Below are 23,388 nucleotides of genomic sequence, written 5' to 3'. Positions count from 1 at the left end.
AAACCACATACACTTATGAAACGACACACCTATATCATTGGCGAAATTGGCCAGGCGCACGAGGGAAGTATCACGCTCGCGCATTCGTACATCGATGCCCTCGCTCGCGCAGGTGCGAACGCAGCCAAGTTCCAGGTACACATCGCCGATGCGGAAAGCAGTGTTTACGAAGACTTCAGGGTGAAAATTCCTTATCAAAACGGCTCCCGCTTCGATTACTGGAAGAAAATGGAGTTTACCCTGGCCGAATGGGAAGAGCTTAAAAAACACTGTGAAACGGTTGGTCTCGACTTTCTGGCAAGCCCGTTTTCGCTGGCAGCGGTGGATTTACTGAACGAAATCGGCGTGTCGGGATTCAAAGTCGGGTCCGGCGAAGTGGATAACCTGCCGATGTTCGACAAGATAAGCGCAAGCGGCAAGCCTGTCATGCTGTCGTCCGGAATGAGTTCGTGGGCGGAGCTTGATCATGCCGTGGCATTTTTGCAATCGCGGGGCGTCATTGTTTCCCTTCTGCAATGTACCACCGCCTACCCAACCAAGCCGCAGCAATGGGGATTGAATGTGATGAAGGAAATGAGCGAACGCTATCATATTCCGGTAGGATTCTCCGACCATTCGGGCGACATTTTCGCGCCGCTTGCCGCCGTTGCATTAGGTGCCCGTATTCTCGAATTTCACATTACGTTCGATAAAAGGATCGCCAATCCCGATGCGTCCTCCTCCTTAAATGTACGGCAGGCAACCACCCTGATCGCGGGTGTCCGCCGGATCGAAACTGCATTGGATTTTCCGGTCGATAAAGACAAACATGGTGCTTTTTCGAGATTAAAGAGCCTGTTCGGGAAATCGCTGGCTGTAAACCGGGACCTGCGCAGCGGTGAAAAGATTCAATGCCACCACCTCGAAACCAAAAAACCGGCCGGCTTTGGCTTACCCGCTTCGCGCTATCGGGAAATACTGGGCAAAACGCTTACCCGCGACATTTCACAATGGGAATTCCTCACCGAAGCTCACCTTCGCCATGCGTAAAATCTGCGTAGTAATCACCGCCAGGGCCAGTTTCAGCCGTGTCAAAACCGTGCTGACCGCCATTGATGCGCATCCGGGGCTCGCATTGCAGATTGTGGTAGCAGCCAGTGCCTTATCCGAACGGTATGGCAATATCCTGCCCCACCTCAAAGAAGAAAATTTGCCGGTTACCGCTGTTATTCCCAATATGCTGGATGTCGAAAATCCGACCGCCTCAGCCAAAACGACCGGACTGGCGGTGATCGAGCTGGCTACATTTTTGGCTAATCACAGTCCCGACGTGGTAGTGACCGTCGCCGACCGTTTCGAGACCATCGCCACCGCCATTGCTGCCGTGAATATGAATATTCCGCTGGCGCACATTCAGGGCGGGGAAATTACGGGAAACATCGACGACCGGATCAGAAACAGCGTCTCACAACTTGCCGATCTCCATTTTACAGCTACGGAAAAAGCGCGTAACCGGCTGATCGCAATGGGACTTCCTCCACACAAAATACATTTCACCGGATGCCCGTCCATTGATCTGATATACCATCACAAGACGATTGAGTTCGATCCCTATAAAATTTACGGCGGGGTAGGATCGCAGCCAGATTTGAATGAGCCGTATCTGGTGGTACTTCAACACCCCGTAACCACCGAAAGCAACCATTCCAAATGGCAGATAGAAAATACATTGAATGCTCTGGCGCCCCTCGACATGCCCGTTATCTGGTTTTGGCCCAATGCGGATGCGGGAACGGCGGGTACAGCGCAGGGTATGCGGGCCTTTCGGGAACGGCATTTCGGGCTCCCGTTTCACTTTTTCAGACATATGGAATCCCGCCATTTTATCCAGCTCCTTAAAAACTGCGCATGCTTTGTAGGCAATTCCAGTGTCGGAATACGCGAATGCGGCGCATTAGGCGTTCCGGCAGTGAACATCGGAACCAGGCAATGCGGCCGTGAACGTAGCCCGAATGCCGTGGATTGCGCTCCCGGGACCACGGCGATCGTATCGGCGGTCAGATATCAGCTCGCTCATGGGCATTACCCGCCTTCGGGCCTTTACGGTAACGGAGGGGCCGGTCAGCGCATTGCCGAACAGCTTGCGACAGTCCCGTTCATTCTCAAAAAACATATTCTATCGGCATGACAACACCTTTTCCCAAAATCCTCGGCCTGATTCCCGCACGAATGGGGTCACAAGGTATTCCTGGCAAGAATATGAAATTACTCGGCGGAAAACCGCTTATTCAATATACCATCGGAGCGGCCCGGAAATCGGAGTTACTGGCGACGGTCGTCGTCTCGACCGACAGCATTGAAATAGCCCGTTTTGCGAGCCAGTTTGACGGAATCCTGGTACCCGGCTTACGTCCTGCCCACCTGGCCACCCATCGGTCGCCTATGATCGACGTCGTCGCCCATGCGTTGGAACACGCTCCGGGCCAATCGCATGCCTTCCAATATGTGGTACTTCTCCAACCAACTTACCCATTTCGCACGCCGGACCTTGTCGATAGGACGATCAGGCATATTATCAGGGAAGAAGCGGACAGCCTGGTTACGGTACGACGAATCCCCGACGCGTTCAACCCGTTCTGGGCATATATCCGGTTAAACAATCACCTTGAAAAAGCTCTCCCCGATTGCGCTGCCATTACCCGGCGGCAGGATCTCCCCCATGCATATTACCGCGACGGGGCGATTTACATTACCCGGACGTCACTCATACACGAAGGGCAGATTACCGGCGGAAAACTGTCCGCATGGCTCCATGAAAATGAATTTGAAGTCAATATCGATACACAGGCCGACTGGATAAAGGCCGAAAACCTTCTCGAAAAATGGAAAAATCAGACAAACAACATCTATTAATACTGGTTACCAACCCCTTCGCGATTCTCAACCTTATTCATTCGGGGCTGGCTGGCGAGCTTGACAAGACCTTCCGGATTTCGATCATGTCGGACCTGCTCACCAAAGTGGATGTGAACCGTTTCAACGAGCATTTTCACCTGGAAATGCAATGGTTGGCAACGCCTGTTCCAACGCTTTCGATATTGGATAAATGGCTGCGCACTTTACAGATGCTGATTTTCGGATACTACTTCGATCTGGCGACGCTTCGTATTAAACTTACGGAATACCCTGCCCTGCATTGGCTGTTTTCTGTAATATGGCAAGCATTGCTCCTCCGGTCGTTCTGTGGCCGGCTCCTGGTTTTCATGAGAACATGGTTAATCCGCCGCACAGGCCGTCCGGCACGCTACGGTTCCCTTCCTGAGCAGGAATTCTGTGCGGTTTTGTCGTCGTCCCCGCTCGACCTCCGCGAGAACAAAATCGTTAACTTCCTCAAAGCAAAAGGCATTCGATGTATTGCAATGATCATAAGCTGGGATAATCTGACCTCCAAGGGCGTTATGAATATGCAACCGGATCTGGTCCTGGTCTGGAACAAGCTGATGTCCCTGGAATATCGCCGGCTCTATTCATTTTGGGGAAATACCGGTTTGGTTCGTATTATCGGCATTCCGAGGTTTGATATTTATTTCAAAGAAGCTGTCTTCACTCAAAAACAATCCGATTTCAAACGGCTGTTAGGTATCAGCTGTGACACGCGTATCATCCTGTATTCTACGGGGGCAGCCAAACACCATATTTGCCAGAATTATATTATCGAAGATCTTCTCACGTACGCACGGGCGAGACAGGACATGATGGTCGTCGTAAGATGTCACCCGCATGATGCGCCCGAGCGGTACCTGCGATACGACGGCATTCAAAATCTCCGCATACTTTGGCCGATGGGCGAAAACGATACGTCCATACCTCCACCCGACTTTCTGGAAATGTTAGCGTCCCAATTGGCCGCCTGCGACGTGTGCGTACAAGTAGCCTCGACAATATTCCTGGAAGCGGCCGCTTGCAACAAACCGACTATCGGCATCGCTTACGACGAAGATCCCGACATTCCGTACATTCGTTCGGTACGACGGTTTTATGACTATTCTCACCAGTTACCGCTCGACGAATTTTTACCAGACCACACTGTCAGGAATAAACGGGATTTGTTCGAAAAGCTGGACGAAATACTGGCCGGCGGCCACTCACGAAAAAATTTACGTGAGGCCATAAAACCATTCATTCATTACGATACTCCGGATTCTGTTCGCTTCACCGCTCAATGCATCAGGGAATGGTTAGATTAGTGGCCGAGGTTGGTGTCAAGGCAGCATTGGCCCTTGGCGGAGCCTGTCTTTTTACGTTGCTTTCGAATCCGTTACGCCATTTTAGCGAAAACAGGACTCAAACTGTTGTCGTCCTGGGGTTTTACATTTATTGTGTACTTACATTGGCAACCCCTTCGCGGCATAAACTGTTCCACGTCCTGAGCATTCCCACCCTGACGCAATTTTTACACCTCTTCCAAAAATACGACTTCCCTCCCGGCGCCAACTCCGTTTGGCGTCTGTTGCCTTTTTTTCTAACTGATTTTTACCTGATAACCATACTGCTCCGCCTCAAATCATCCCGGACCATACGCGAAAAACTGGTTGTCGTTTCATGGGTGGTCCTGAACTATTTTTTCCTACTTATCTCGCCCAATCTGCCCGGTACCGCAGTGGGAGCATTTACCTTATTTCTTATAACCTTACCCGTGTATTTTCTGTATCTAGGTATCCTCTCGAAGAGCCCGTCATTTAAAGCCGATCTGGAACAATACCTTTGCCTGTCATTTGTAATCCTTGCAATGGGCACATTCGGGCTGGTCGTTTTCGGGGCACAATACAAGGGCTCGACTAATCTGCTGGTCACACGCAACATTACAGATACCAATGTAACGATGGCCTACTTTATCCTTCTTTGGCCGTTTGCGCTATTGCACGTTAAAAGATATCGCAGGCCGGTTCTCGCGACGATCTTGCTCATTTTGTTGTTCCTTAGCATCGTCATGCTGTCATTTTCGAGAGGTGCCGTCCTTATTGTCGTCCCTTATCTGATTATTTCCCTTGCAATCAGCGAGGGAATAAAGCGATTTATGTGGGTGACGGCGGCTGTATGCGGGCTGATCCCGGCATCGGGCAATATCGCGGGGTTGGTGAACGAGGAACTGTCCTATTCATGGCATTTGCGTTTTGAGGAATTACACACAGCCGGGACGGTTCTACAAAAATTACGGGAGACGAGCGGAAGAGCGGATATTCACCGGCTCGCATTCAAATTGTTTCTTGAAAGTCCGCTCTTCGGGCATGGTACGGCCAGTTTTGAGATACTTGGCCCGGGTTATCGCGAAGCACACTCGCTATTTTTTACAATCCTGGCCGAACAGGGAATCCTCGGGTTGACATATATGTATGCACTCTTTCTGGGCATGGGTTATTACCTGCTTAAATCCGTGAGGTCGGGGGGGCAAAAATCGGCTGCTTCCGCTCGCATTCTCGGCGTATTTGTTGTTTGTCCACTCGGTAGGGTCCGTTTTCGTGATCATTCCCTCCAAAAGCCTTACCATTAACTGCATTGCCCCGATATTGCTGATGTGCCTTTATTACCATGCCCAAAATGCCGCCCCCGAAAACATCAATGGCTGAGGTCCTGATAATCGGCAGGACATCCCCGCCCGTCGGCGGCGTGACCACACACGTCGGAAGGTTGACCGAGGCACTACGGCAAAACCACTTCGATTTCAGCTTTTGCGATCTGAATAATGAGAAATTGCCCGGCATAATTTATCGGGTATTGAAACACCCGATTATCCATATACACTTCTCAAAACCTCTTTATCAAATTCTTGCCGCTATTTTCTGCCGGTTTACGGGTAAAAAACTAATCATCACCTACCACGGGTGCTGGGGGAGGTACGGTCCGCTCGGGAACGTTATGGTGAAGGCATCCGCGCGTCTTGCGGCTGTGCCTGTCGTACAGGAACATGCGGGCTTGCGGCAGGCACTTGGCTGCAATCCGCGCTCACGACTGATATCCACCTACATTCCCGGTCCGCCGATAGAACCACTTATAGCCACAACGCATTCGGAAATTGTGGCAATACGCAAATCTTACCAGGCTACGTTCTGCACGAACGCCTGGGACCTGACTTTCGACAGGTACGGCAGGGAAATCTACGGGATCTCCGAGCTGGTCAGCCGCTTTGCGGACTATCCCGAATACCTGTTACTGGTCTCCGATCCGTCGGGCAACTACCGGTCGTACATCGAGCGGTGTTTCTTGCACATTCCCGAAAATATATTTTTTATCAACCGCTTACATGATTTCAGAAGCGTGCTCTTGCTTTCCGACGCATTCATCAGAAATACCACCACCGACGGTGTTTCGCTTTCTATCCACGAGGCACGGGAGTCGGGAGTCGCGGTCATCGCCTCTGATGCTGCGGAGCGGCCTTCGTTTTGCAGTATTTTCCGGGACATCGCGAAAGCGGATTTGAAGGAGAAGCTGAAAGAGGCCAAGCGGCACATTGCCTTGCCCGGAGAGCCGGCGAATGCGGCGGGCAAGTTGATAAGTGTGTATCGCGAGTTAGGAAGCCGCACTATAACTAGCTCATAATCAATACATAAAAACAAAGGCATAGAAAAATTTCCATGCCCTGTTTCACACTATACACACACTATATTTTTAATATCTATATATCGCTCAGATAAACTTCAAGTTGAATTTCAATACCGCAAAATAACAAACTAAAGTAATCAGAAAAAAACTTTAGGCTGCGAATTTCTAAATTCTAATGAGAAAATAATGGACATTTCCCTAAAAATTTTTCGGGACATTGCCTGAACATTCAAAATTACGGAAAATTGGCTTAATTATTGTTCAAACTCCTCTCCCTGATTACTTTCGTGCAACTAACGCTCACCAACTCATTACATGGAATCACTTTTTACTACGGATGCACTCATCAGTTTGCTCACGTTGACACTCCTGGAAGTTGTCCTCGGTATAGACAACGTAATTTTCATCACAATTGTTTCCGGAAAACTCCCTGTCGACCAGAGAAAAAAGGCGCAAAACAACGGCTTGCTCATCGCGCTGGTGCTTCGGATAGCGCTGCTTTTCGCAATCTCATGGGTTATAGGCCTTAAACAGGACATTCTGACGCTTTTCGGGCACGGTTTCAGTGGACGCGACCTGATCTTGCTCGGAGGTGGTTTATTCCTGCTTTACAGCACCACGAAAGAAATCCACCACAAGCTGGAAGGCGAACCGGAAAATTTGCCGTCCGGGGACATTTCCGGGAAAAAGTCGATGTCGTTCGGCGCTGCGTTGGTGCAAATCGCCATGCTCAACATCATCTTCTCGTTCGATTCCGTACTCACGGCTGTCGGGCTTGTAAAAGAAGTGCCGATCATGATCGTAGCAGTGATCCTGTCGACCTTCATTATGATTGCCTTTGCGAGCAAAATCGGAGATTTTGTAAATAATCACCCTTCCATTAAAATTTTAGCGCTCTCATTTTTGTTGATGATAGGCACGCTGCTGGTGGCGGAAGCATTCCACTATGAAATTCCTAAGGGCTATGCCTATTTCGCAATGGCCTTCTCGTTCTTTGTGGAGCTACTGAATATGCAACTGGATAAAAAGAAAGATCCGGTGAAGTTGCGCGACCGTGTGAACTGAACTTGCCAGAATTATGCGGATTAATCCCGAAACCGTCGAAAGAATCAAGCACGCCGCAGACATTGTGGAGGTGGTGGGGGATTTTGTGTCCCTGAAAAAAAAGGGGGCTAATTACTCTGCCTGTTGCCCGTTTCACAACGAAAAAACGCCTTCCTTCAACGTTAACCCGTCGCGTCAGATCTACAAATGCTTCGGATGCGGGGCTGCGGGGGATTCCATCAAGTTTGTGATGGATATCGACGGGATCGGATACGGGGAAGCCCTTCGGTACCTCGCGGGCAAATACAATATCGAAATCGAGGAGGAGGAGCTTACCGACGAGGAAACTATCCGGCAGAATGCCCGGGAGAGCCTGTACATTATCCTCAATTTTGCCAAAAACTATTATCAGCACCAGCTCCACCACAGCGAGGAAGGCCAGGCGATCGGCCTGAGCTATTTCAGGGAGCGTGGTTTCTCAAATGAGATCCGCAAGAAATTTGAGCTGGGTTACAGCCTCGATAACTGGGATTCATTTTCCAGGGAAGCATTGGCAAAAGGCTATTCCGCCGAAGTACTGGAAAAGGCGGGACTGCTCATCCACAAGGAAGGCAGCCAGACGGCCGGCTACGACCGTTTCCGCGGGCGGGTGATTTTCCCGATCCACAACATTGCCGGAAAAACGATCGCATTCGGGGCCAGGATATTGAAGTCGGATAAAAACCAGCCGAAGTATCTCAACTCGCCGGAAACGGAAGTTTACCATAAAAGTGAAGTCCTCTACGGCATTTACCAGGCCAAAAACGCGATCCGGCAACTCGAGCATTGCTATCTGGTTGAAGGTTATACGGACGTCATTTCGCTTCATCAGGCAGGCATCGAAAACGTTGTGGCGTCGTCGGGCACATCGCTCACGGTTGAGCAAATAAGGCTTATCGGTCGCTTTACCCCGAACATTACCATTCTCTACGATGGCGATATGGCCGGTATCAAGGCCGCTTTGCGCGGTCTGGATCTCGTTCTGGAAGAGGGACTGAATGTTAATATCGTCCTCTTTCCCGACAACGAGGATCCCGACAGCTATGTTCGAAAAGTAGGTGCGGAGGCCTTTAAGGCACATTTGAAAAAGGCATCCAAGGATTTTATTACTTTCAAAACCGAAATCCTGTTGCAGGATGCCGGCAACGATCCTTTCAGGCTGGCGGCGGTAATCCAGGAGGTGGTTAATAGCATCGTCAAGATCCCCGACGCGATCAAGAGGCAGGTATTTTTCCACCGGATCTCCGAAATGATGCGGGTGGATGAACAAATGCTGATCACGGAAGGCAACAAGCTGCTCAGGAAACAGCAATCCGCCAAACCGGCAGATCGGCAGCCGCGGCAATCGGGTGCGGCGCCGGGGGGGGGGCCAACGACCTGGACGCCTTGTTCAGCGATCGCCCGTTTGCCGGCGAATCCGCCGCCGATCCGCCCGTTCCGGAAGAAGCTGCGCCGGAAACGTTTCAGCGCACGAAACTGCATTACCAGGAAGAGGCATTCGTGCGCCTGCTCGTAGTGCATGGCGCGCGCGAGCTCGAACCCGGCATTACAGTTTGCCAGTATGTGCTGGGCCAGATCGAGGGGATCGATTTGCGCGACCCCGTTTATAACCACCTGTTGACGCTCTTCCGGGAAAATTTTTCGCGGAACCACATCCTCACAACCGACTATTTCCTGCAACATCACGAACCGGAAATCAGGAACCTGACCATCGAATGGCTGACGCAAAAACATGAGCTCAGCGAGTTGTGGAAAGAAAAGTATGAGATTTATGTGCCGTTCGAAACCGACGTCCTCGACAAAACGGCATTTAACAATATTCTGAGACTGAAAAAGGCATTCATCGAGGAGAAAATGAAAATTTGCCTTCAACAGGCCGCCCATGCGCAAACAGAGGAGGAGCAACATGCCATCATGACCGAGTTCATGTTTTACAAAGGCATCAGCATGGCGGCGGCCAGGGAATTGGGAAGCGTCATCGGATAATTAACCTAAATATTCGCTCTTATGAAAAATGTACTGGCGCCGGTTCTTCTGTGCTTCACCATTTTGATTTCTGCGTGCAGCCCTTCCTATAAATTGCTGAAAGTCAAGAAAGAAGACACTTTCAAACTTGCCGACTATCCGACATACGGCTTTTTCGACATCGAGGCGACGGGCGACACTGTCTCCAAAAACTTCGAGAAAAACGTGGGGATAATCAAGGAAGCGATCGCTAAAAACCTGCAAGCCCGTGGCCTCGACGAGGCCCGCGACCCGAGCCTTAAAATCAACATCGCATTGAATGTGCGGGAACAACTGCAAACCCGCCAGACCGATTTCCGCACCGACGGCCTGCCTCGCTATATGGGCCAGCGCCGCTATTCGTGGAAAAGCGAGGAGGTGGTGACCGGCAAATACCGCGAAGGCACGATCGTGATCGATCTCGTTGACGCCGCCAACAACCGTATGGTATGGCAAGGCGGCGCAAGCGGTATCATACCTGAAAAAACGAAGAACTTTACAGAACAGGTGAACCAGGCGATCGCCGAAGTAGTGGCTAAAATCCCTTGAACACTAAAAAAGGGTCGCTTCTTTATCTGAAACAACCCTCTCAATGTCGTGAATATCGGAGTAATTAAGCATTGTTGTTGGCGACGCCGCGAACCTTCTCGCTCACGCTGTCAGCCACGCCATTAGCTTTTTCTTTTGCAGTACCAGCATTTTTCAGGAACCCTTCTTTGAGCCTGTCGGCGAGATGCGACAGTTCTTCAAGGCTTTTTTCATACTTATCCTTTGCACTGCCGCCAAGGTCGTTCGCCTTATTTTTGATCAATTTGCGGGTCTCTTTTCCGTTTTTGGGAGCTACCAAAAGGCCAATCGCGATGCCTGTCAACAGTGCTCCGATCGAGCCAATCAAAAATTTTTGGTTCTTGTTCATATGAATCCCTATTTTGTGTTAATAAACATTAGAACTGAAAATAACAAAATACTGTGCCACTTCGCAAACAAATGTCCCGATTTCCATTAAATGGCCTTTTTGTCCTCCTGCTCGCCATAACCCTCTCGTTGATGACGGCTGAAAGCAAGGCTCAATGGAAGATCATCGATATCAAAACGAAGATCCATATGCGCGCAGTACACGCGGTAACGCCAACAATCTGCTGGATCGGGGGCACACAGGGCACGGTACTGAAAACTGTCGACGGCGGGCACACCTGGACGACCTACAAAGTCGCCGGCGCCGATTCCCTCGACTTTCGCGACATTCATGCATTCGACAAGCAGGTTGCCGTTGCTATGAGCGCCGGAGAATCGGAAAAAGACAAGGCGAAAATTTACAGGACCGAAGACGGCGGAGAAAGCTGGAAGCTTGTGTACCAAACTACACAAAATGGGGTTTTTCTGGATGGAATCGACTTTTGGGATAAAAACAGAGGCATTTGTCTCGGCGATCCGACGCAGGGCAGGCTCTTCATTTTGACAACCTCGGACGGCGGAAATTCCTGGCAGGAGCTGCCGCTCGACAAACGCCCGGTAGCCGAACCCGGCGAGGCATGTTTCGCGGCCAGCGGGACCTCCATTCTGGTAAACGGGAAAGGAACTGTTTTCATCGGCACAGGCGGCGGCAAAATGGCGAGGGTTTTCAGATCGGAAGATTACGGCCAAACGTGGAATGTATCTTCCACTCCCTTACCTGCCGGGCCTACCGCGGGCATTTTCGGGCTCAGGTTTTGGTCTAAAAAGAACGGCATAGCCGTTGGCGGCGACTATAAAAAGACAACAGATTCGACACAAAACGTGCTTTTGACCAACGACGGGGGCATCACGTGGACGTTGTCCGGCATGACCAGGCCCGCCGGCCTGAAAGAAGCCGTGGCGATTTACCACAAAACCAATGCCACCTGGAACGGCGACACTCAAATTCGCTCCGACAACTACGCATTGGTCGCTTCCGGCCCCTCCGGCAACAGCGTTTCGCCCGATCGTGGCAAAAGCTGGTTTTTGCTCGGTAGCGAAGGTTTTCATTCCCTCAGCTTCGCCGGAAACGTAGGTTACGGCGTCGGAGCGAACGGTTTAATTGGCAAAATCGAAAAGATATCCTCTTCTAAAAAGAAAAAGAGGAAGCTGGTGCTGGTCGAGCAATAACTTCTTCGTGTCCATTCACGGTCCGCCTCTGCGGTGTCTTCGTGGCATTAAATCCGATCGATCAGCTCTTTCACCTTCCGGACTTCGCGCCCGGCCAGATGATCAGCGATCGCAGCCGCATGTTCACGGCCATTCTCGATAAATACCTTTTCAGTAAACACACCAGCTAAAACAGTCCCGCACAAATACAATCCGGGCACATTCGTTTCAAAAGTCTCCGAATCATATTCCGGCACCTTCGTGACGGGGTCGAGCGTCACACCGCAGCGTGCCAGTAAATGCTCGTCGGGCAGATAACCCACCAGCAGGAACACAAAGTCCGCCGGCAGCCATTCCTGCGCGCCCGTTTCCGTATGCTCAATCAGCATTCTTCCAGGTTCGATCGCCCGCGTCACGCAGTTAAACCGTGTATGGATCTTTCCCTCTTTCACCCGGTTTTTCACGTCCGGCACCAGCCAATATTTGACCTTCGTGCGGAAATCCGCCTCCTTGTGCACGATCGTCACGTTCGCATCGTGGCGGTATAGCTCAAGAGCTGCTTCCACCGAAGAGTTGGAACCACCTACGAGCACCACATTAGTATACGAGTATTTAAAAGGCTCATCATAATAATGCGAAACATGCGGCAAATTCTCGCCCGACACATTCAGCATGCGCGGCACGTCGAAATAGCCGGTCGCCAGTATCACATTTTTGGATTGAAAAACCTGGCCGTCATTTGAATATGTAAGAAACGTGCCGTCCGCCTGCTTCTCGGTCCTGTCGACATCGACGAACAGCTTAAAATTCAGATGATAATATCCCGCCACCTTCCGGTAATATTGCAGAGCCTCGTTCCTGTTGGCCTTCACATCCGAAATCGCAAACGGAATGCCGCCTATTTCAATATTTTCGGCAGTGGAGAAAAACTTCATCCGCCTGGGATACCGGCGGATCGACTCTGTGAGATTTCCTTTTTCGAGTATCAGGTAGTCGAGACCGCTTTTGGCCAGCTCGATACCCATCGCAAGGCCGCATGGGCCACCTCCGATAATGATTGCGTCGTAAATGTGCATTGTACAGGCAGGCGGTCCCTTTTGCTTATGGCCGCCGTTAGTCTTTTAACCCTCTAATTTAGCTATTGGTTTCTGAACTTTGTAAATTAGCCAACTGTTCAGGAAGTCTGATAATACCACATTTTAGCTTGGAAAACGCGGCCGGGGACTTTACGAAAAAACTGAATGAATGGGGCAAAGCAAAAACCCCGTTCTTTTTTTTGGTGGACTATCAATTCCAAAAACCGCAAGCGTGGAAGCTCGACGAAGTCATCCCGGACGGGATTCTTTTCAGCCTGAATGGTTTTTCCAATTGCAATGCCGGACTTCGCGACGAGTTGCCCGAGCACATCCGATTCGAAAAACATCCGCCTGCATTTGAAGAATACCAACCAAAATTCGACTGCGTACTGGGCCATTTGAATGCCGGCAATTCATTTTTGGTAAACCTTTCGGTGCCGACCCCGATTGAGACCAACCTGACACTCAAACAGATATTCCTGCACAGCGACGCGCCCTACCGGTTGCTTTTCGGCGACCAGTTCGTTTGTTTCTCCCCTGAGATATTCGTCCGCATCCGGGGCAACCGCATTGCTTCGTTTCCGATGAAAGGTACCATCGACGCCTCTGTCCCGGATGCGGAGCAGGTGATCCTCTCCGATTTCAAGGAAGCCGCCGAGCACGCCACAATTGTGGATTTGATAAGGAACGATATCAGTATGGTGGCGGAAAAGGTTTGGGTGGAGCGCTACCGCTATATCGATCGCATTCAGACTTTTGACAAAACGCTTTTACAGGTAAGCTCCGAAATAGCGGGCACCCTGCCGACCACTTTCAACGGCCAATACGGTGATCTTTTGAAAAAACTGTTGCCCGCGGGTTCCATTACCGGCGCTCCGAAACCACGCACCCTGGAAATCATTCAGGATGCCGAACAATATAATCGTGGTTATTACACTGGCGTGATGGGTTATTTCGATGGACAAAACTTTGAAAGCGCAGTAATGATCCGGTTCATCGAGCAGCAGGATAACGGACTGGTTTTCAAAAGCGGCGGCGGCATTACGGCATTGAGCAATGCAAAAAGTGAATATCAGGAAGTGATTGACAAAGTTTATCTCCCATTTAGCTACGTTCCGCATGCTGTGCTTTGAAACGATCTGCGTTGAAAACCGACAATTGAAAAGTTTGCCATATCACAACGCGCGCCTGAACAAAACACGGCGTGAGTTGTGGGGCTATGACGACATCTGGGATTTGAATGCGCTGCTCGAAATACCGGATTGGGTCGATGAAAGCATGCACAAATGCCGTGTAGCTTACAATAAGGGCATCGATAACATCAGATGGGAGCCCTATTACCGCCGCACAATAGGCAAAATCCAGCGGGTGTATCACGATGAAATCGATTACCGATATAAGTACGATAATCGCGATACGCTGAATGCGCTTTACGCGCAGCGCGGCGACGCAGACGAGATATTGATTATTAAAAAGGGATTGGTAACCGATTCCAACTTTTGCAACGTCGCATTCTTCGACGGCAACTACTGGCTCACACCCGCGAGCCCACTCCTGCCGGGCACGCAACGCGCGTTCCTGCTTGATGAGGGCATTATCAGGCCAGCCGAAATCCGTGAAAGCGACATTCCGGCATTCAGCCGGATACGGCTTTTCAATGCGATGGCAGACTGGGCGCACGCCGCTACCCTCGATGTTTCGTTGATTGCTTGACCACAAATTGCGAACTTGCGCCCGAATTAACGCATTGAACCAATGACCTCCTTATTCGAGGAAGAAATCACTCTTTTTGCCGATCTGATCCTGCCCGTACCCATTCCCAGCCTGTTTACGTACCGGGTTCCGAGGGAAATGGCTTCGCTGATCAAAATCGGGGCGCGGGTGATTGTACAGTTCGGCCAAAAGAGGGTCATTACAGCCGTAGTAGCGCAGCTGCACGCGAATCCGCCGGTTAAATACCAGGCAAAATACATTCTCGAACTGCTGGATGAGCAGCCGATCGTTACGCAGCACCAGCTCGAGCTTTTTGCGTGGGTGGCCGAATATTATCTCTGCAATATCGGCGAGGTGATGAACGTCGCATTGCCCGCCGGGTTGAAAATCACCAGCCAGTCGCGCATTCAGTTAAATCCTGAATTTGAATATGAGGAACTTCTGACAGATCAGGAACGCATTATTTTGGACGAGATCAGAAAGCACCAGACGCTTTCTTACGAGGAAGTGGAAAGGCTTTTGCAAAAGTCGAATATAACCTCGATTATAAAATCACTGGTCGGAAAGCGGGCGGTGATTTTGTATGAGGAAGTAAAAGAGCGCTACAAACCCAAGGTTGTAAAGAAAATCAGGCTGACGGCCGCTTACATCACCAACGAAGCGCTTTCAAAACTCGCCAGCGACCTCGACAAAACGCCGAAGCAGCAGGAAATCCTTATGAAATACCTCAGTTTTATTCCGGTTTATAATAATCCGGAGCTGAATTATAAGGGTTTGGATAAATCGGTATTCAGCCAGGACGATACCCTTTCGGATGCTTCTTTGAATACTCTTATTAAAAAAGGCGTCTTCGAGCAGTTCGAGATATTTGTCTCCCGCTTCGACGAAATTCCGACGGGTAATATGGGAGCCATTACGCTCACAGAAACACAAAAAGAAGCGACACGGCAAATCCACGAGCTTTTCAGGGAGAAGGAAGTGGTGCTGTTGCACGGCATTACCGGCAGCGGAAAGACCGAGGTGTATATCGAGCTTGTCAAGCAGGCGCTCGAAAGCGGTTCGCAGGTACTATTCCTGCTTCCGGAAATCGCATTGACAACGCAAATAGTAGTCCGGTTAAGGAAAGTTTTTGGCGATGTAATGGGTATCTACCACTCCAAATTCTCGGATAATGAACGCGTCGAAGTTTGGAAAGGCATTCTGGATGGAAAGTTTCAGTTTGTGGTTGGCGTACGGTCGGCGATTTTCCTGCCATTTGATAACCTTGGTTTAATTATCGTCGACGAGGAGCATGAAACTTCCTACAAGCAGCACGACCCGGCCCCGCGCTACAATGCACGCGACGTGGCGGTAATCATGTCGTACATGCACAAAGGCAAAACGCTGCTCGGCTCGGCGACGCCTTCCCTGGAAAGCTATTTCCATGCGCGAAATGGCCGATATGGGCTGGTGCAGATGAAACAGCGTTTCGGCAATGCGGCATTGCCGCGTTTCGAGCTGATCGATACCAAGAAGGAGAAGCGGCAGAAGCAGATGAAAAACGAGTTTTCTTCCGTGCTGCTCAGCCATTTGGAATACAACCTTAAAAACAAGGAACAAACCATTCTTTTCCAGAACCGCCGCGGCTACTCGCCTTATCTGCAATGCGAGGAATGCAACTGGATTTCGGAATGTGCCAACTGCGACGTGAGCCTTACCTACCACATGAAAGCGCGCGAACTACGCTGCCATTATTGCGGGCATAAGGAGGAAGTTCCGCGGACATGCCCGCATTGCGGCTCGCCCAAAGTGAAAACCATGGGATATGGCACGGAAAAGATTGAAGAGGAAATCAATGTAATGTATCCCGAGGCCCGCGTGCAGCGCATGGACCTCGATACCACCCGTGCGAAGAATGCCTATCAGCAAATCATTTCGGATTTTGAAGAGGGCGGCATCGACATACTGGTGGGGACCCAGATGGTCAGCAAGGGCCTGGACTTTGACAATGTGAGCGTTGTCGGCATTTTCGATGCCGACCGGATGATCCACTTCCCCGAATTCCGCGCTTCGGAACGGGCATTCCAGATGCTCACGCAGGTGAGCGGGCGGGCAGGCAGGCGGGCCGACAAGCCCGGGAAGGTTTTGATACAAACCGCCAACCCTTCACAACCCTTGCTCGAAAAGATCATCAATAACGATTACGAGGGCATGTACGAGACGGAGATCGCCGAGCGGGAGAAGTTCAGCTATCCGCCATTTACCCGGCTCATCAAGGTTACCGTGAAGCATATCGACGAGGGAACGGCCCACCGCGCGGCCAAAGTGCTTGCCGAAAAACTGACCGCTCATTTGGGCGCCAGCAGGGTTCTGGGACCGCAGCCGCCCCTGGTCGAAAGAGTAAGAAATCAGTTTTTGTTCGATATTCTCATCAAACTTGAACGAGAAAAGATTAATTTTAAGGCGGCAAAGTCATTTATACAGGAAAAAGTAATTGACACTCTTACTGACAAGACGCTAAAAAGCATCCAGGTCGTGATCGACGTGGACTGTTTATAAAAACATCATTTACTGCACATTAACTTTATGTCTTCCAAAAAAACCAGAATTGTTGCAACCGTAGGCCCTGCCTCGGAATCGAAAGAAACATTATATGCATTGGCCAAAGCGGGAGTGAACGTGTTCCGCCTCAACTTCTCTCACGGCACCCACGCCGACCACCTGCAAAGACTCACCAATATCCGCGAGATCAACGAAGAGCACGGCCTTAACCTGGCTATTCTTCAGGATTTGCAAGGCCCTAAAATCCGTATTGGTCTCGTTGCCGAAAAAGACGGCGTTCTGCTCGAACCAGGCAAGAAACTGATCCTTTCCAATACCGAAGTGCTGGGTACCGCCGAGAAAGTGAGCACGCCTTATGACGGAATGTACAATGATGTAAAGATCGGTGACCGCGTGTTGATGGACGATGGTAAACTGGAAGTGCTCGTTACCGGCATCGAAGGAACGGATGTGATCACGGAGGTTATCTACGGCGGTTATCTGAAATCCAAAAAAGGTGTTAACCTGCCCAATACGAAGGTTTCGATGCCTTCCGTTACGCCCAAGGACTATGAAGACCTGGACTTCGGCCTGGAAAACAACGTAGAATGGATCGCATTGTCGTTCGTGCGTACGGCCGAAGAAATCGCGAAAGTGAAGGAATACATTGCCAACAAAGGCAAGCATGCCCGTGTAGTCGCCAAAATCGAGAAGCCGGAGGCAATCCTGAATATCGACGAGATCATCGAGGCAACCGACGGTATCATGGTGGCCCGCGGCGACCTTGGCGTTGAGCTTCCTGCGGAAGAAGTTCCGATGATCCAGAAAATGATCGTTGAGAAATGTAACCGTGCCGGCAAGCCCGTCATCGTGGCAACTCAAATGTTGGAGTCGATGATCGAAAGCCCCCGCGCGACCCGCGCCGAACTGAACGACGTAGCCAACTCGGTACTCGACGGCGCCGACGCCGTGATGCTTTCGGCTGAAACCGCATCCGGCAAATATCCGATCCTGGCCGTGGAGAGCATGAGCCGCACAATCGAGAAAGTGGAGGCGTCCAGCAAAAGTATTTATTTTAAACACCACGCGGCTGTTAACGACACGCCGGGCGCTTACAAGCTCAACGACAATGTCGTAATGAGCGCATGCCGTCTGGCCCGCGACACACAAGCTGCGGCTATCATCGGTATCACCCGTTCAGGCTACACCTCGTTCCGCCTGTCGCACCACCGCCCGAAAGCGAACCTGTTGATATTCACGTCAAACAGAATGCTGATGAACCAACTGGCGCTTTATTGGGGAACAAAAGTGTTCTACTATGACCGCGACCAAGGCGTTTCAACCGACGACCTCATCGAGGATATCAAAACTTTCCTCGTTGAAAAAGGCGAATTGCAGAAAGGCGACGTGTTCATCAATACATTGAGCATGCCGGTTTCGAGACAACGCAAAACGAACACCGTGAAGTTGAGCGTGGTAGAGTAACCATCACGAACAAATACAGTTTGGAAAAGCAGCCGGGCAATAGGCTGCTTTTCTGCATTTATACCTTTTGCAAAACAGGTGCTACCAATGGAAGAAAAACAGTTGCAAGCAGCCACCTCTTTTTGTCAACATTAGGAATCTAGTGACAGGCGATATCATGGTTTTCGAAAGCATAAGCTGCCGGTCGATGAAAATATGCTCAAATAACGCTCGAAATAGAGCCCTACGGTATGAATACCTTCGCACGCAGATATAAGTAAAAACACTTTCAACCATTTATCACCAGAAATACCACGCTTCGATGTGGTATTTTTATTTTTTGAAATAACTAATAAAATAGTTTTGAAACTAATAAAATAGTCATACCTTTGAAACAAGCATCATTAATAACCCATTTTAACGAAGAACAACATGGAAGTAAGAAACCTGACAAGGGCCGAGGAAGAGGTCATGAGGATTCTCTGGCAATTGAAAAAAGCATTTGTGAAAGACATCCTTGCCGAAATGCCGGAGCCGAAGCCCGCGTATAATACTGTGTCGACGATCGTCCGCATTCTCGAAAAGAAAGAGGTGGTAGGATACAATGCGTATGGAAAAACGCACGAGTACTATCCGCTCATTTCCGAAGAAGAATACAAGCGCCACGAGATGAAACAGCTTATGGCCAATTATTTCGACAATTCTCTACCTAACCTGGTCTCATTCTTTGTGAAAGATAACAACCTCGATACCAAGGAGCTGGACGAGATCATGAAGCTGATTAACCAACATAAAAACGACCAGTAAACCACTGTTAGTCATGGAAACGCTACTATACATCGGCAAAGTGAGCCTTTACTGGGTGTTGCTATATCTCTGTTATTGGCTGATGCTGCGGAAGCACACGTTCTTCCAATGGAACCGCTGGTACCTGATCGGCTCGCTTTTGATCGCTTTCGCGCTCCCGGAAGTGATCTATCCCGCCTCCGCACCCGAGCTTCCGGCGATATATGAGGTGAACGCCTCTGCATTCGCAGTCATAAAGGAAACTCCCGAAGCCTCCCGGACATGGACGTGGATGGAAATTCTGACGGCGGTCTATGCCGCGGGGTTACTCGTGTCGGTAGCGCAACTGGCCCGTAATATGACGCAACTGGTGAAATACCTCCGCTCGGGCGAACTGATCGAACTGGAAGACTGCTCGGTGATCCTGATCGACTCGAACCGGGTGGGTTCGTTCTCGTTCCTGAAATGGATCGTTATCAACCGCAATGACTACGAAAACCATTTCGACGCTATTTTGCGGCACGAAATGGTCCATACCCGGCAACGGCACAGCCTCGATATCTTGCTGATTGAAATCATACGGACCGTCTTCTGGTTTCACCCGGTGCTGCCATTGTACAAGCGGTCATTGCAGGAAATCCACGAGTATCTGGCCGACGCGCAAGCCGCTAACCGTGAATATTATGCGCGATTTCTCGTCGCATATGCGCTGAATGCACCCGCCGCGTCGCTGACCAACCACTTTTTCAAACCATCTCAATTAAAAAACCGTATTCAGATGATCTACAAGAACCGTACATCCAAATGGATGCTGGGCACCTACGTGGTTGCCGCAACACTGATCGGGGCCAGCGCACTTTTTTGTCGCCGGCTGCGAAAGCCAGGTTTCGAAGGAAAATGAAGTTGTGAAAACCAAATCCGAAACGGCAGGCAACGACCCCGTTTTCACGGAAGTGGAGGTACAACCGGAATACCCCGGCGGGAATACGGAAATGTTCAGGTTTCTGGGCCAGAATATCAAATATCCGACAGCCGCAGTCAAAGCCAATGTACAGGGGAAAGTTTTCGTCAACTTTACGATCACCTCGGATGGCGACATCAAAGATGTAACGATCCTAAAAGGTATCGGCCACGGCTGCGATGAAGAAGCGGCCCGTGTGGTTTCCAAATTTCCGAAATGGACTCCCGGCAAGCAGAACGGAAAAGCCGTCAATGTAAAATACACTGTTCCCATCAACTTCATGCTGGCTGAAGAAGGCGAGGACACAACTACCGGCAAAGAGACAACGGTTGTAGGTTTCAATCCGGTCGCTCAGGCATTTGATCCGCAGCCATCCGATACCAAAATTACAATTCGCGGCACATCAGGGCCTTTTAGCGTGGAAAACCAGCCGCTATATATACTGAATGGCGAAACATTGGAAAACGGCGATTTGATCAAAACAATAGACCCGAACACCATCGAAAGCGTCAACGTTCTGAAAGGAGATGAAGCCACCAAACTCTATGGTTCGAGAGGTGTCAATGGAGTAATTTCCATCAGTACCAAAAGCAAATAGCGCTCTGCTATGTGGCAAAAGTCAATGGCGCTTTCTTTACCCCGCCGTTGGCTTTTGCTTTGAAAGCATTTTACCCACCGCACCCGGGAGCCCTCCCCGACCGGTGATTCGGGCGCACCAAACGAATAATTGCTGATATTTGGAAGTGTAAAACACTTATCCTTCCAAATCCATGGCCATCCTTAAAGCCGCCATTATCGGTGGCGGGCATATTGCCGACAAGAATCACCTCCCGGCATTAGCCAAACTGGCTGACCGCGTCAAAGCCGTTTCCATATGCAGCCGCGATATTCACAAGGCCCAGGCATTGGCCGGCAAGTACGGCGTCCCATTTGCCTACGACAATCCCGATGAAATGTACCGGAGCGAAGGCAAGCCCGACATTGTCATCAACTGCACGGCCAATAACCTGCATTACCCGCTTACCGTGCAGGCGCTGGAAAACGGCTGCCACGTCTTGTGTGAAAAACCACCGGGTATGAATGCCAGCGAAGCGTGTGAAATGGCCGATCTGGCCCAAAAGAAAGGGTTAACGCTCGCATACAATTTTCAGCGTCGACACGCGCCGGAGTACACCACATTGAAAAACTGTCATCGGCTGGGCCATCTCGGGGACATTTACCACATTAAAGCGTACTATCTCCGCCGCCGCGGCATCCCCGGTTGGGGTAATTTTACCAACAAAACCATCCAGGGAGGCGGTGCGATGATCGACCTCGGCATTCATATGCTCGACCTGGCGCTGGGTTTAACCGGCTACCGGCATCCCGACCGCGTTGTAGCCAACATTTACGATTTTATTGGGAGAACCGGCGGGAAGGGCCTTAAAGGCGAATGGGACCCGGTCCGCTTTGAAGTCGAAGACGCGTGCTTTGCCCACTTGTCGTTTCCTGACAATGTGAGTATAATGCTGTCCACGTCGTTTGCGCTGAATATGGAGCAGGAGGAAACGGTCAATCTGGAAGTATTCGGGACAAAAGGCGGTGCAAAACTCTTCCCGTTCTCGGTACACACCGAAATGGCCGGCGAACTCGCCGACATTCGTTTTCCGCATCTGGGCCACGTCGATATCCAGCTGCAAAACACCATCGCATTCCTGGATCTTTGTGAAGGGAAACCTGCCAATATCTGCGATGCGGCGCAGGGCGCCGTTCTACAATCTATCGTAGAACAAATCTACCAAAGCGCCGACAACCGGTAGAAACAGAAAAAGGGTTTGAAGATCAAGACCTTCAAACCCTTTCATCCTTACTCCCTCGCCCTTTCTCTCCAATTATTTAGCCGTAGCCATCACCATTTTAATGTCGTTCTTCGCACCGATTTCGAGCACATCCACGAGGTCCTGCACGGCAAGATTCTTATCCACGCGCAGCACAACGGTGCGTTCTTCCACATTGGCAAAGATATTCTGTAATTCAGCTTCGAGGCGATCAAACGGAATGGGCTCTTTATCGATAAAATAGGCCTTATTCTCATCGACCGACAAGGTGATTTGCTTCTTATACATCTGCTGCGTGGCCGATGCTTTCGGCAGCATCAGTTTGATCACGTTCGGATTGGACATCGTCGAGATGATCAAAAAGAACAACAGCAGGAAGAACATGATATCGTTGAGCGAGTGCGTAAACACCTCCGGGGCAAACCGGCTCTTCCGACGTATTTTCATATTGGAAAATGTAATGGGTTGTCAGGTTCGGCGAGTGTTGAAGCTCCCCAATCCATAAATATCTATTTTGCCGCAACAGGCTTTTGAAGCACATCCAGAAAATCGGATGCCGCCATTTGCAGGCGCAATGCGAAACGGTCGATTTTCATGTTCAGCAAGTGGTAACCCGCATAGGCAATCAAACCGATGATCAGACCGGAACCGGAAGTGATCATTTTTTCATACATACCACCCGCAATGGTGCTGATATTGAAGTCGTTGGAAATCGAAATATCGTAGAAAATACGGATAATACCGGAAATCGTACCCACGAACCCGAGCATCGGCGCGATACCCGCTATCACTCCAAGATACGGCAGGTTGCCTTCCATGCGCTGGATTTCGATCTGGCTGGCATTTTCAATCGTTGTTTCAATGTCTTTAATCGGGTAACCGATGCGGCCGATAGCCCTTTCGAGAATGCGGCCGGCGGCGTTACGCTGGTTTCTGCAAAGCGACTCCGCCGATTTCAGGTTTCCCTGCTGAATAAAATCCTTCACATTATCCACAAATTGCGGCTCGATCTTACCATTGGCGCCGATTCCCAGGAAACGTTCGATAATGAGGAACAACGTGGCCAGGAACAACAATCCGAGCGGCAACATTACCCACCCCCCTTTGGCGAGCAGATCGATTACAGAAAGGCCCTGCTCAGCGACGGGTGCGGCCGCAGTAGAGTCAGTAAGTGCTTGCAGAAGCATCATATCAGAAATAAAAAGTGAATGGTTAAGCGAATGAAACAGAGGTCGATTCTATTCAAAAAACAATTTTGATCTTAAACGGAGCGAAAAGCCCC

Annotated in this window: 23 protein-coding genes; 19 read left to right on the top strand and 4 right to left on the bottom strand. The window is 50.2% G+C overall.

Annotation, left to right across the window (positions count from 1 at the left end):
• The first annotated feature begins 15 nt into the window (after nucleotides 1-15).
• The 10 genes from ABV298_RS16350 (at nucleotide 16) to ABV298_RS16305 (ending at nucleotide 10,215) form a co-directional block, all read left to right on the top strand.
• A complete protein-coding gene (locus tag ABV298_RS16350) occupies nucleotides 16-1,029 on the top strand; it encodes an N-acetylneuraminate synthase family protein (RefSeq protein ID WP_353723108.1) in 1,014 nt (337 codons plus the stop codon).
• Complete coding sequence (gene neuC / locus ABV298_RS16345) at nucleotides 926-2,167, top strand: UDP-N-acetylglucosamine 2-epimerase (protein ID WP_353723107.1); 1,242 nt, start codon at nucleotides 926-928, stop codon at nucleotides 2,165-2,167. The genes ABV298_RS16350 and neuC overlap by 104 nt, the downstream gene beginning before the upstream one ends.
• Entirely contained in the window at nucleotides 2,164-2,892 is a 729-nt protein-coding gene (locus ABV298_RS16340) for an acylneuraminate cytidylyltransferase family protein (protein ID WP_353723106.1), read from the top strand. Before neuC ends, ABV298_RS16340 begins: the two co-directional genes overlap by 4 nt.
• Entirely contained in the window at nucleotides 2,862-4,226 is a 1,365-nt protein-coding gene (locus tag ABV298_RS16335; protein ID WP_353723105.1) for a CDP-glycerol glycerophosphotransferase family protein, read from the top strand. The genes ABV298_RS16340 and ABV298_RS16335 overlap by 31 nt, the downstream gene beginning before the upstream one ends.
• Nucleotides 4,214-5,530, top strand: coding sequence for an O-antigen ligase family protein (locus ABV298_RS16330; RefSeq protein ID WP_353723104.1), 1,317 nt, complete (start codon nucleotides 4,214-4,216; stop codon nucleotides 5,528-5,530). Before ABV298_RS16335 ends, ABV298_RS16330 begins: the two co-directional genes overlap by 13 nt.
• 68 nt (nucleotides 5,531-5,598) lie before the next feature.
• Nucleotides 5,599-6,576 carry a hypothetical protein gene (locus ABV298_RS16325; RefSeq protein ID WP_353723103.1) on the top strand — a complete coding sequence of 326 codons (978 nt, stop codon included), beginning with the start codon at nucleotides 5,599-5,601 and terminating at the stop codon, nucleotides 6,574-6,576.
• Nucleotides 6,577-6,894: 318 nt separating this feature from the next.
• Complete coding sequence (locus tag ABV298_RS16320) at nucleotides 6,895-7,644, top strand: TerC family protein (protein WP_353723102.1); 750 nt, start codon at nucleotides 6,895-6,897, stop codon at nucleotides 7,642-7,644.
• 13 nt (nucleotides 7,645-7,657) lie between these two features.
• Nucleotides 7,658-9,178, top strand: a complete 1,521-nt coding sequence (dnaG, locus tag ABV298_RS16315; protein ID WP_353723101.1) for a DNA primase — start codon at nucleotides 7,658-7,660, stop codon at nucleotides 9,176-9,178.
• On the top strand, nucleotides 9,163-9,648 hold the full coding sequence (locus ABV298_RS16310) for a hypothetical protein (RefSeq protein ID WP_353723100.1): 486 nt from the start codon (nucleotides 9,163-9,165) through the stop codon (nucleotides 9,646-9,648). The genes dnaG and ABV298_RS16310 overlap by 16 nt, the downstream gene beginning before the upstream one ends.
• 21 nt (nucleotides 9,649-9,669) lie before the next feature.
• On the top strand, nucleotides 9,670-10,215 hold the full coding sequence (locus tag ABV298_RS16305) for a DUF4136 domain-containing protein (RefSeq protein ID WP_353723099.1): 546 nt from the start codon (nucleotides 9,670-9,672) through the stop codon (nucleotides 10,213-10,215).
• Between the two features lie 64 nt (nucleotides 10,216-10,279).
• Here the strand turns inward: ABV298_RS16305 and ABV298_RS16300 are convergent, their stop codons facing one another.
• Complete coding sequence (locus ABV298_RS16300; RefSeq protein WP_353723098.1) at nucleotides 10,280-10,582, bottom strand: YtxH domain-containing protein; 303 nt, start codon at nucleotides 10,580-10,582, stop codon at nucleotides 10,280-10,282.
• Nucleotides 10,583-10,653: 71 nt separating this feature from the next.
• Here ABV298_RS16300 and ABV298_RS16295 point away from each other — a divergent pair, with 71 nt between their 5' ends.
• Entirely contained in the window at nucleotides 10,654-11,790 is a 1,137-nt protein-coding gene (locus ABV298_RS16295) for a YCF48-related protein (RefSeq protein ID WP_353723097.1), read from the top strand.
• Between the two features lie 47 nt (nucleotides 11,791-11,837).
• Here the strand turns inward: ABV298_RS16295 and ABV298_RS16290 are convergent, their stop codons facing one another.
• Nucleotides 11,838-12,845 carry a YpdA family putative bacillithiol disulfide reductase gene (locus ABV298_RS16290; RefSeq protein WP_353723096.1) on the bottom strand — a complete coding sequence of 336 codons (1,008 nt, stop codon included), beginning with the start codon at nucleotides 12,843-12,845 and terminating at the stop codon, nucleotides 11,838-11,840.
• 128 nt (nucleotides 12,846-12,973) lie between these two features.
• Between ABV298_RS16290 and ABV298_RS16285 the strand changes: the two genes are divergently transcribed.
• The 8 genes from ABV298_RS16285 to ABV298_RS16250 all read left to right on the top strand — a co-directional run bounded on the left by ABV298_RS16285 (nucleotide 12,974) and on the right by ABV298_RS16250 (nucleotide 22,088).
• Entirely contained in the window at nucleotides 12,974-13,978 is a 1,005-nt protein-coding gene (locus ABV298_RS16285) for an aminodeoxychorismate synthase component I (protein WP_353723095.1), read from the top strand.
• Nucleotides 13,979-14,012: 34 nt separating this feature from the next.
• Nucleotides 14,013-14,558, top strand: coding sequence for an aminotransferase class IV (locus ABV298_RS16280; protein ID WP_353723094.1), 546 nt, complete (start codon nucleotides 14,013-14,015; stop codon nucleotides 14,556-14,558).
• Nucleotides 14,559-14,600: 42 nt separating this feature from the next.
• Nucleotides 14,601-17,096: a primosomal protein N' gene (gene priA / locus ABV298_RS16275; RefSeq protein WP_353723093.1), complete on the top strand. Its 2,496-nt coding sequence runs from the start codon at nucleotides 14,601-14,603 to the stop codon at nucleotides 17,094-17,096.
• A 27-nt stretch (nucleotides 17,097-17,123) separates the two neighbouring features.
• On the top strand, nucleotides 17,124-18,563 hold the full coding sequence (gene pyk / locus ABV298_RS16270) for a pyruvate kinase (RefSeq protein ID WP_353723092.1): 1,440 nt from the start codon (nucleotides 17,124-17,126) through the stop codon (nucleotides 18,561-18,563).
• A gap of 411 nt (nucleotides 18,564-18,974) precedes the next feature.
• On the top strand, nucleotides 18,975-19,349 hold the full coding sequence (locus ABV298_RS16265; RefSeq protein WP_353723091.1) for a BlaI/MecI/CopY family transcriptional regulator: 375 nt from the start codon (nucleotides 18,975-18,977) through the stop codon (nucleotides 19,347-19,349).
• Between the two features lie 13 nt (nucleotides 19,350-19,362).
• Entirely contained in the window at nucleotides 19,363-20,229 is an 867-nt protein-coding gene (locus ABV298_RS16260) for a M56 family metallopeptidase (protein WP_353723090.1), read from the top strand.
• Between the two features lie 4 nt (nucleotides 20,230-20,233).
• Nucleotides 20,234-20,887 (top strand): TonB family protein, encoded by a 654-nt coding sequence (locus ABV298_RS16255; protein ID WP_353723089.1) that lies wholly within the window; start codon nucleotides 20,234-20,236, stop codon nucleotides 20,885-20,887.
• 172 nt (nucleotides 20,888-21,059) lie between these two features.
• The gene (locus tag ABV298_RS16250; protein WP_353723088.1) at nucleotides 21,060-22,088 is read left to right on the top strand and encodes a Gfo/Idh/MocA family oxidoreductase; all 1,029 of its coding nucleotides are present in this window, start codon (nucleotides 21,060-21,062) and stop codon (nucleotides 22,086-22,088) included.
• A gap of 72 nt (nucleotides 22,089-22,160) precedes the next feature.
• Here the strand turns inward: ABV298_RS16250 and ABV298_RS16245 are convergent, their stop codons facing one another.
• Nucleotides 22,161-22,553 carry a biopolymer transporter ExbD gene (locus ABV298_RS16245; RefSeq protein WP_353723087.1) on the bottom strand — a complete coding sequence of 131 codons (393 nt, stop codon included), beginning with the start codon at nucleotides 22,551-22,553 and terminating at the stop codon, nucleotides 22,161-22,163.
• A gap of 62 nt (nucleotides 22,554-22,615) precedes the next feature.
• Nucleotides 22,616-23,296 carry a MotA/TolQ/ExbB proton channel family protein gene (locus ABV298_RS16240; protein WP_188938436.1) on the bottom strand — a complete coding sequence of 227 codons (681 nt, stop codon included), beginning with the start codon at nucleotides 23,294-23,296 and terminating at the stop codon, nucleotides 22,616-22,618.
• Between the last annotated feature and the right edge of the window lie 92 nt (nucleotides 23,297-23,388).

It is taken from the genome of Dyadobacter sp. 676 (assembly GCF_040448675.1).
Classification (GTDB): Bacteria; Bacteroidota; Bacteroidia; order Cytophagales; family Spirosomataceae; genus Dyadobacter.
Note: the sequence above shows the minus strand (reverse complement) of the source record. Positions and strands in the feature narration are given on the sequence as shown.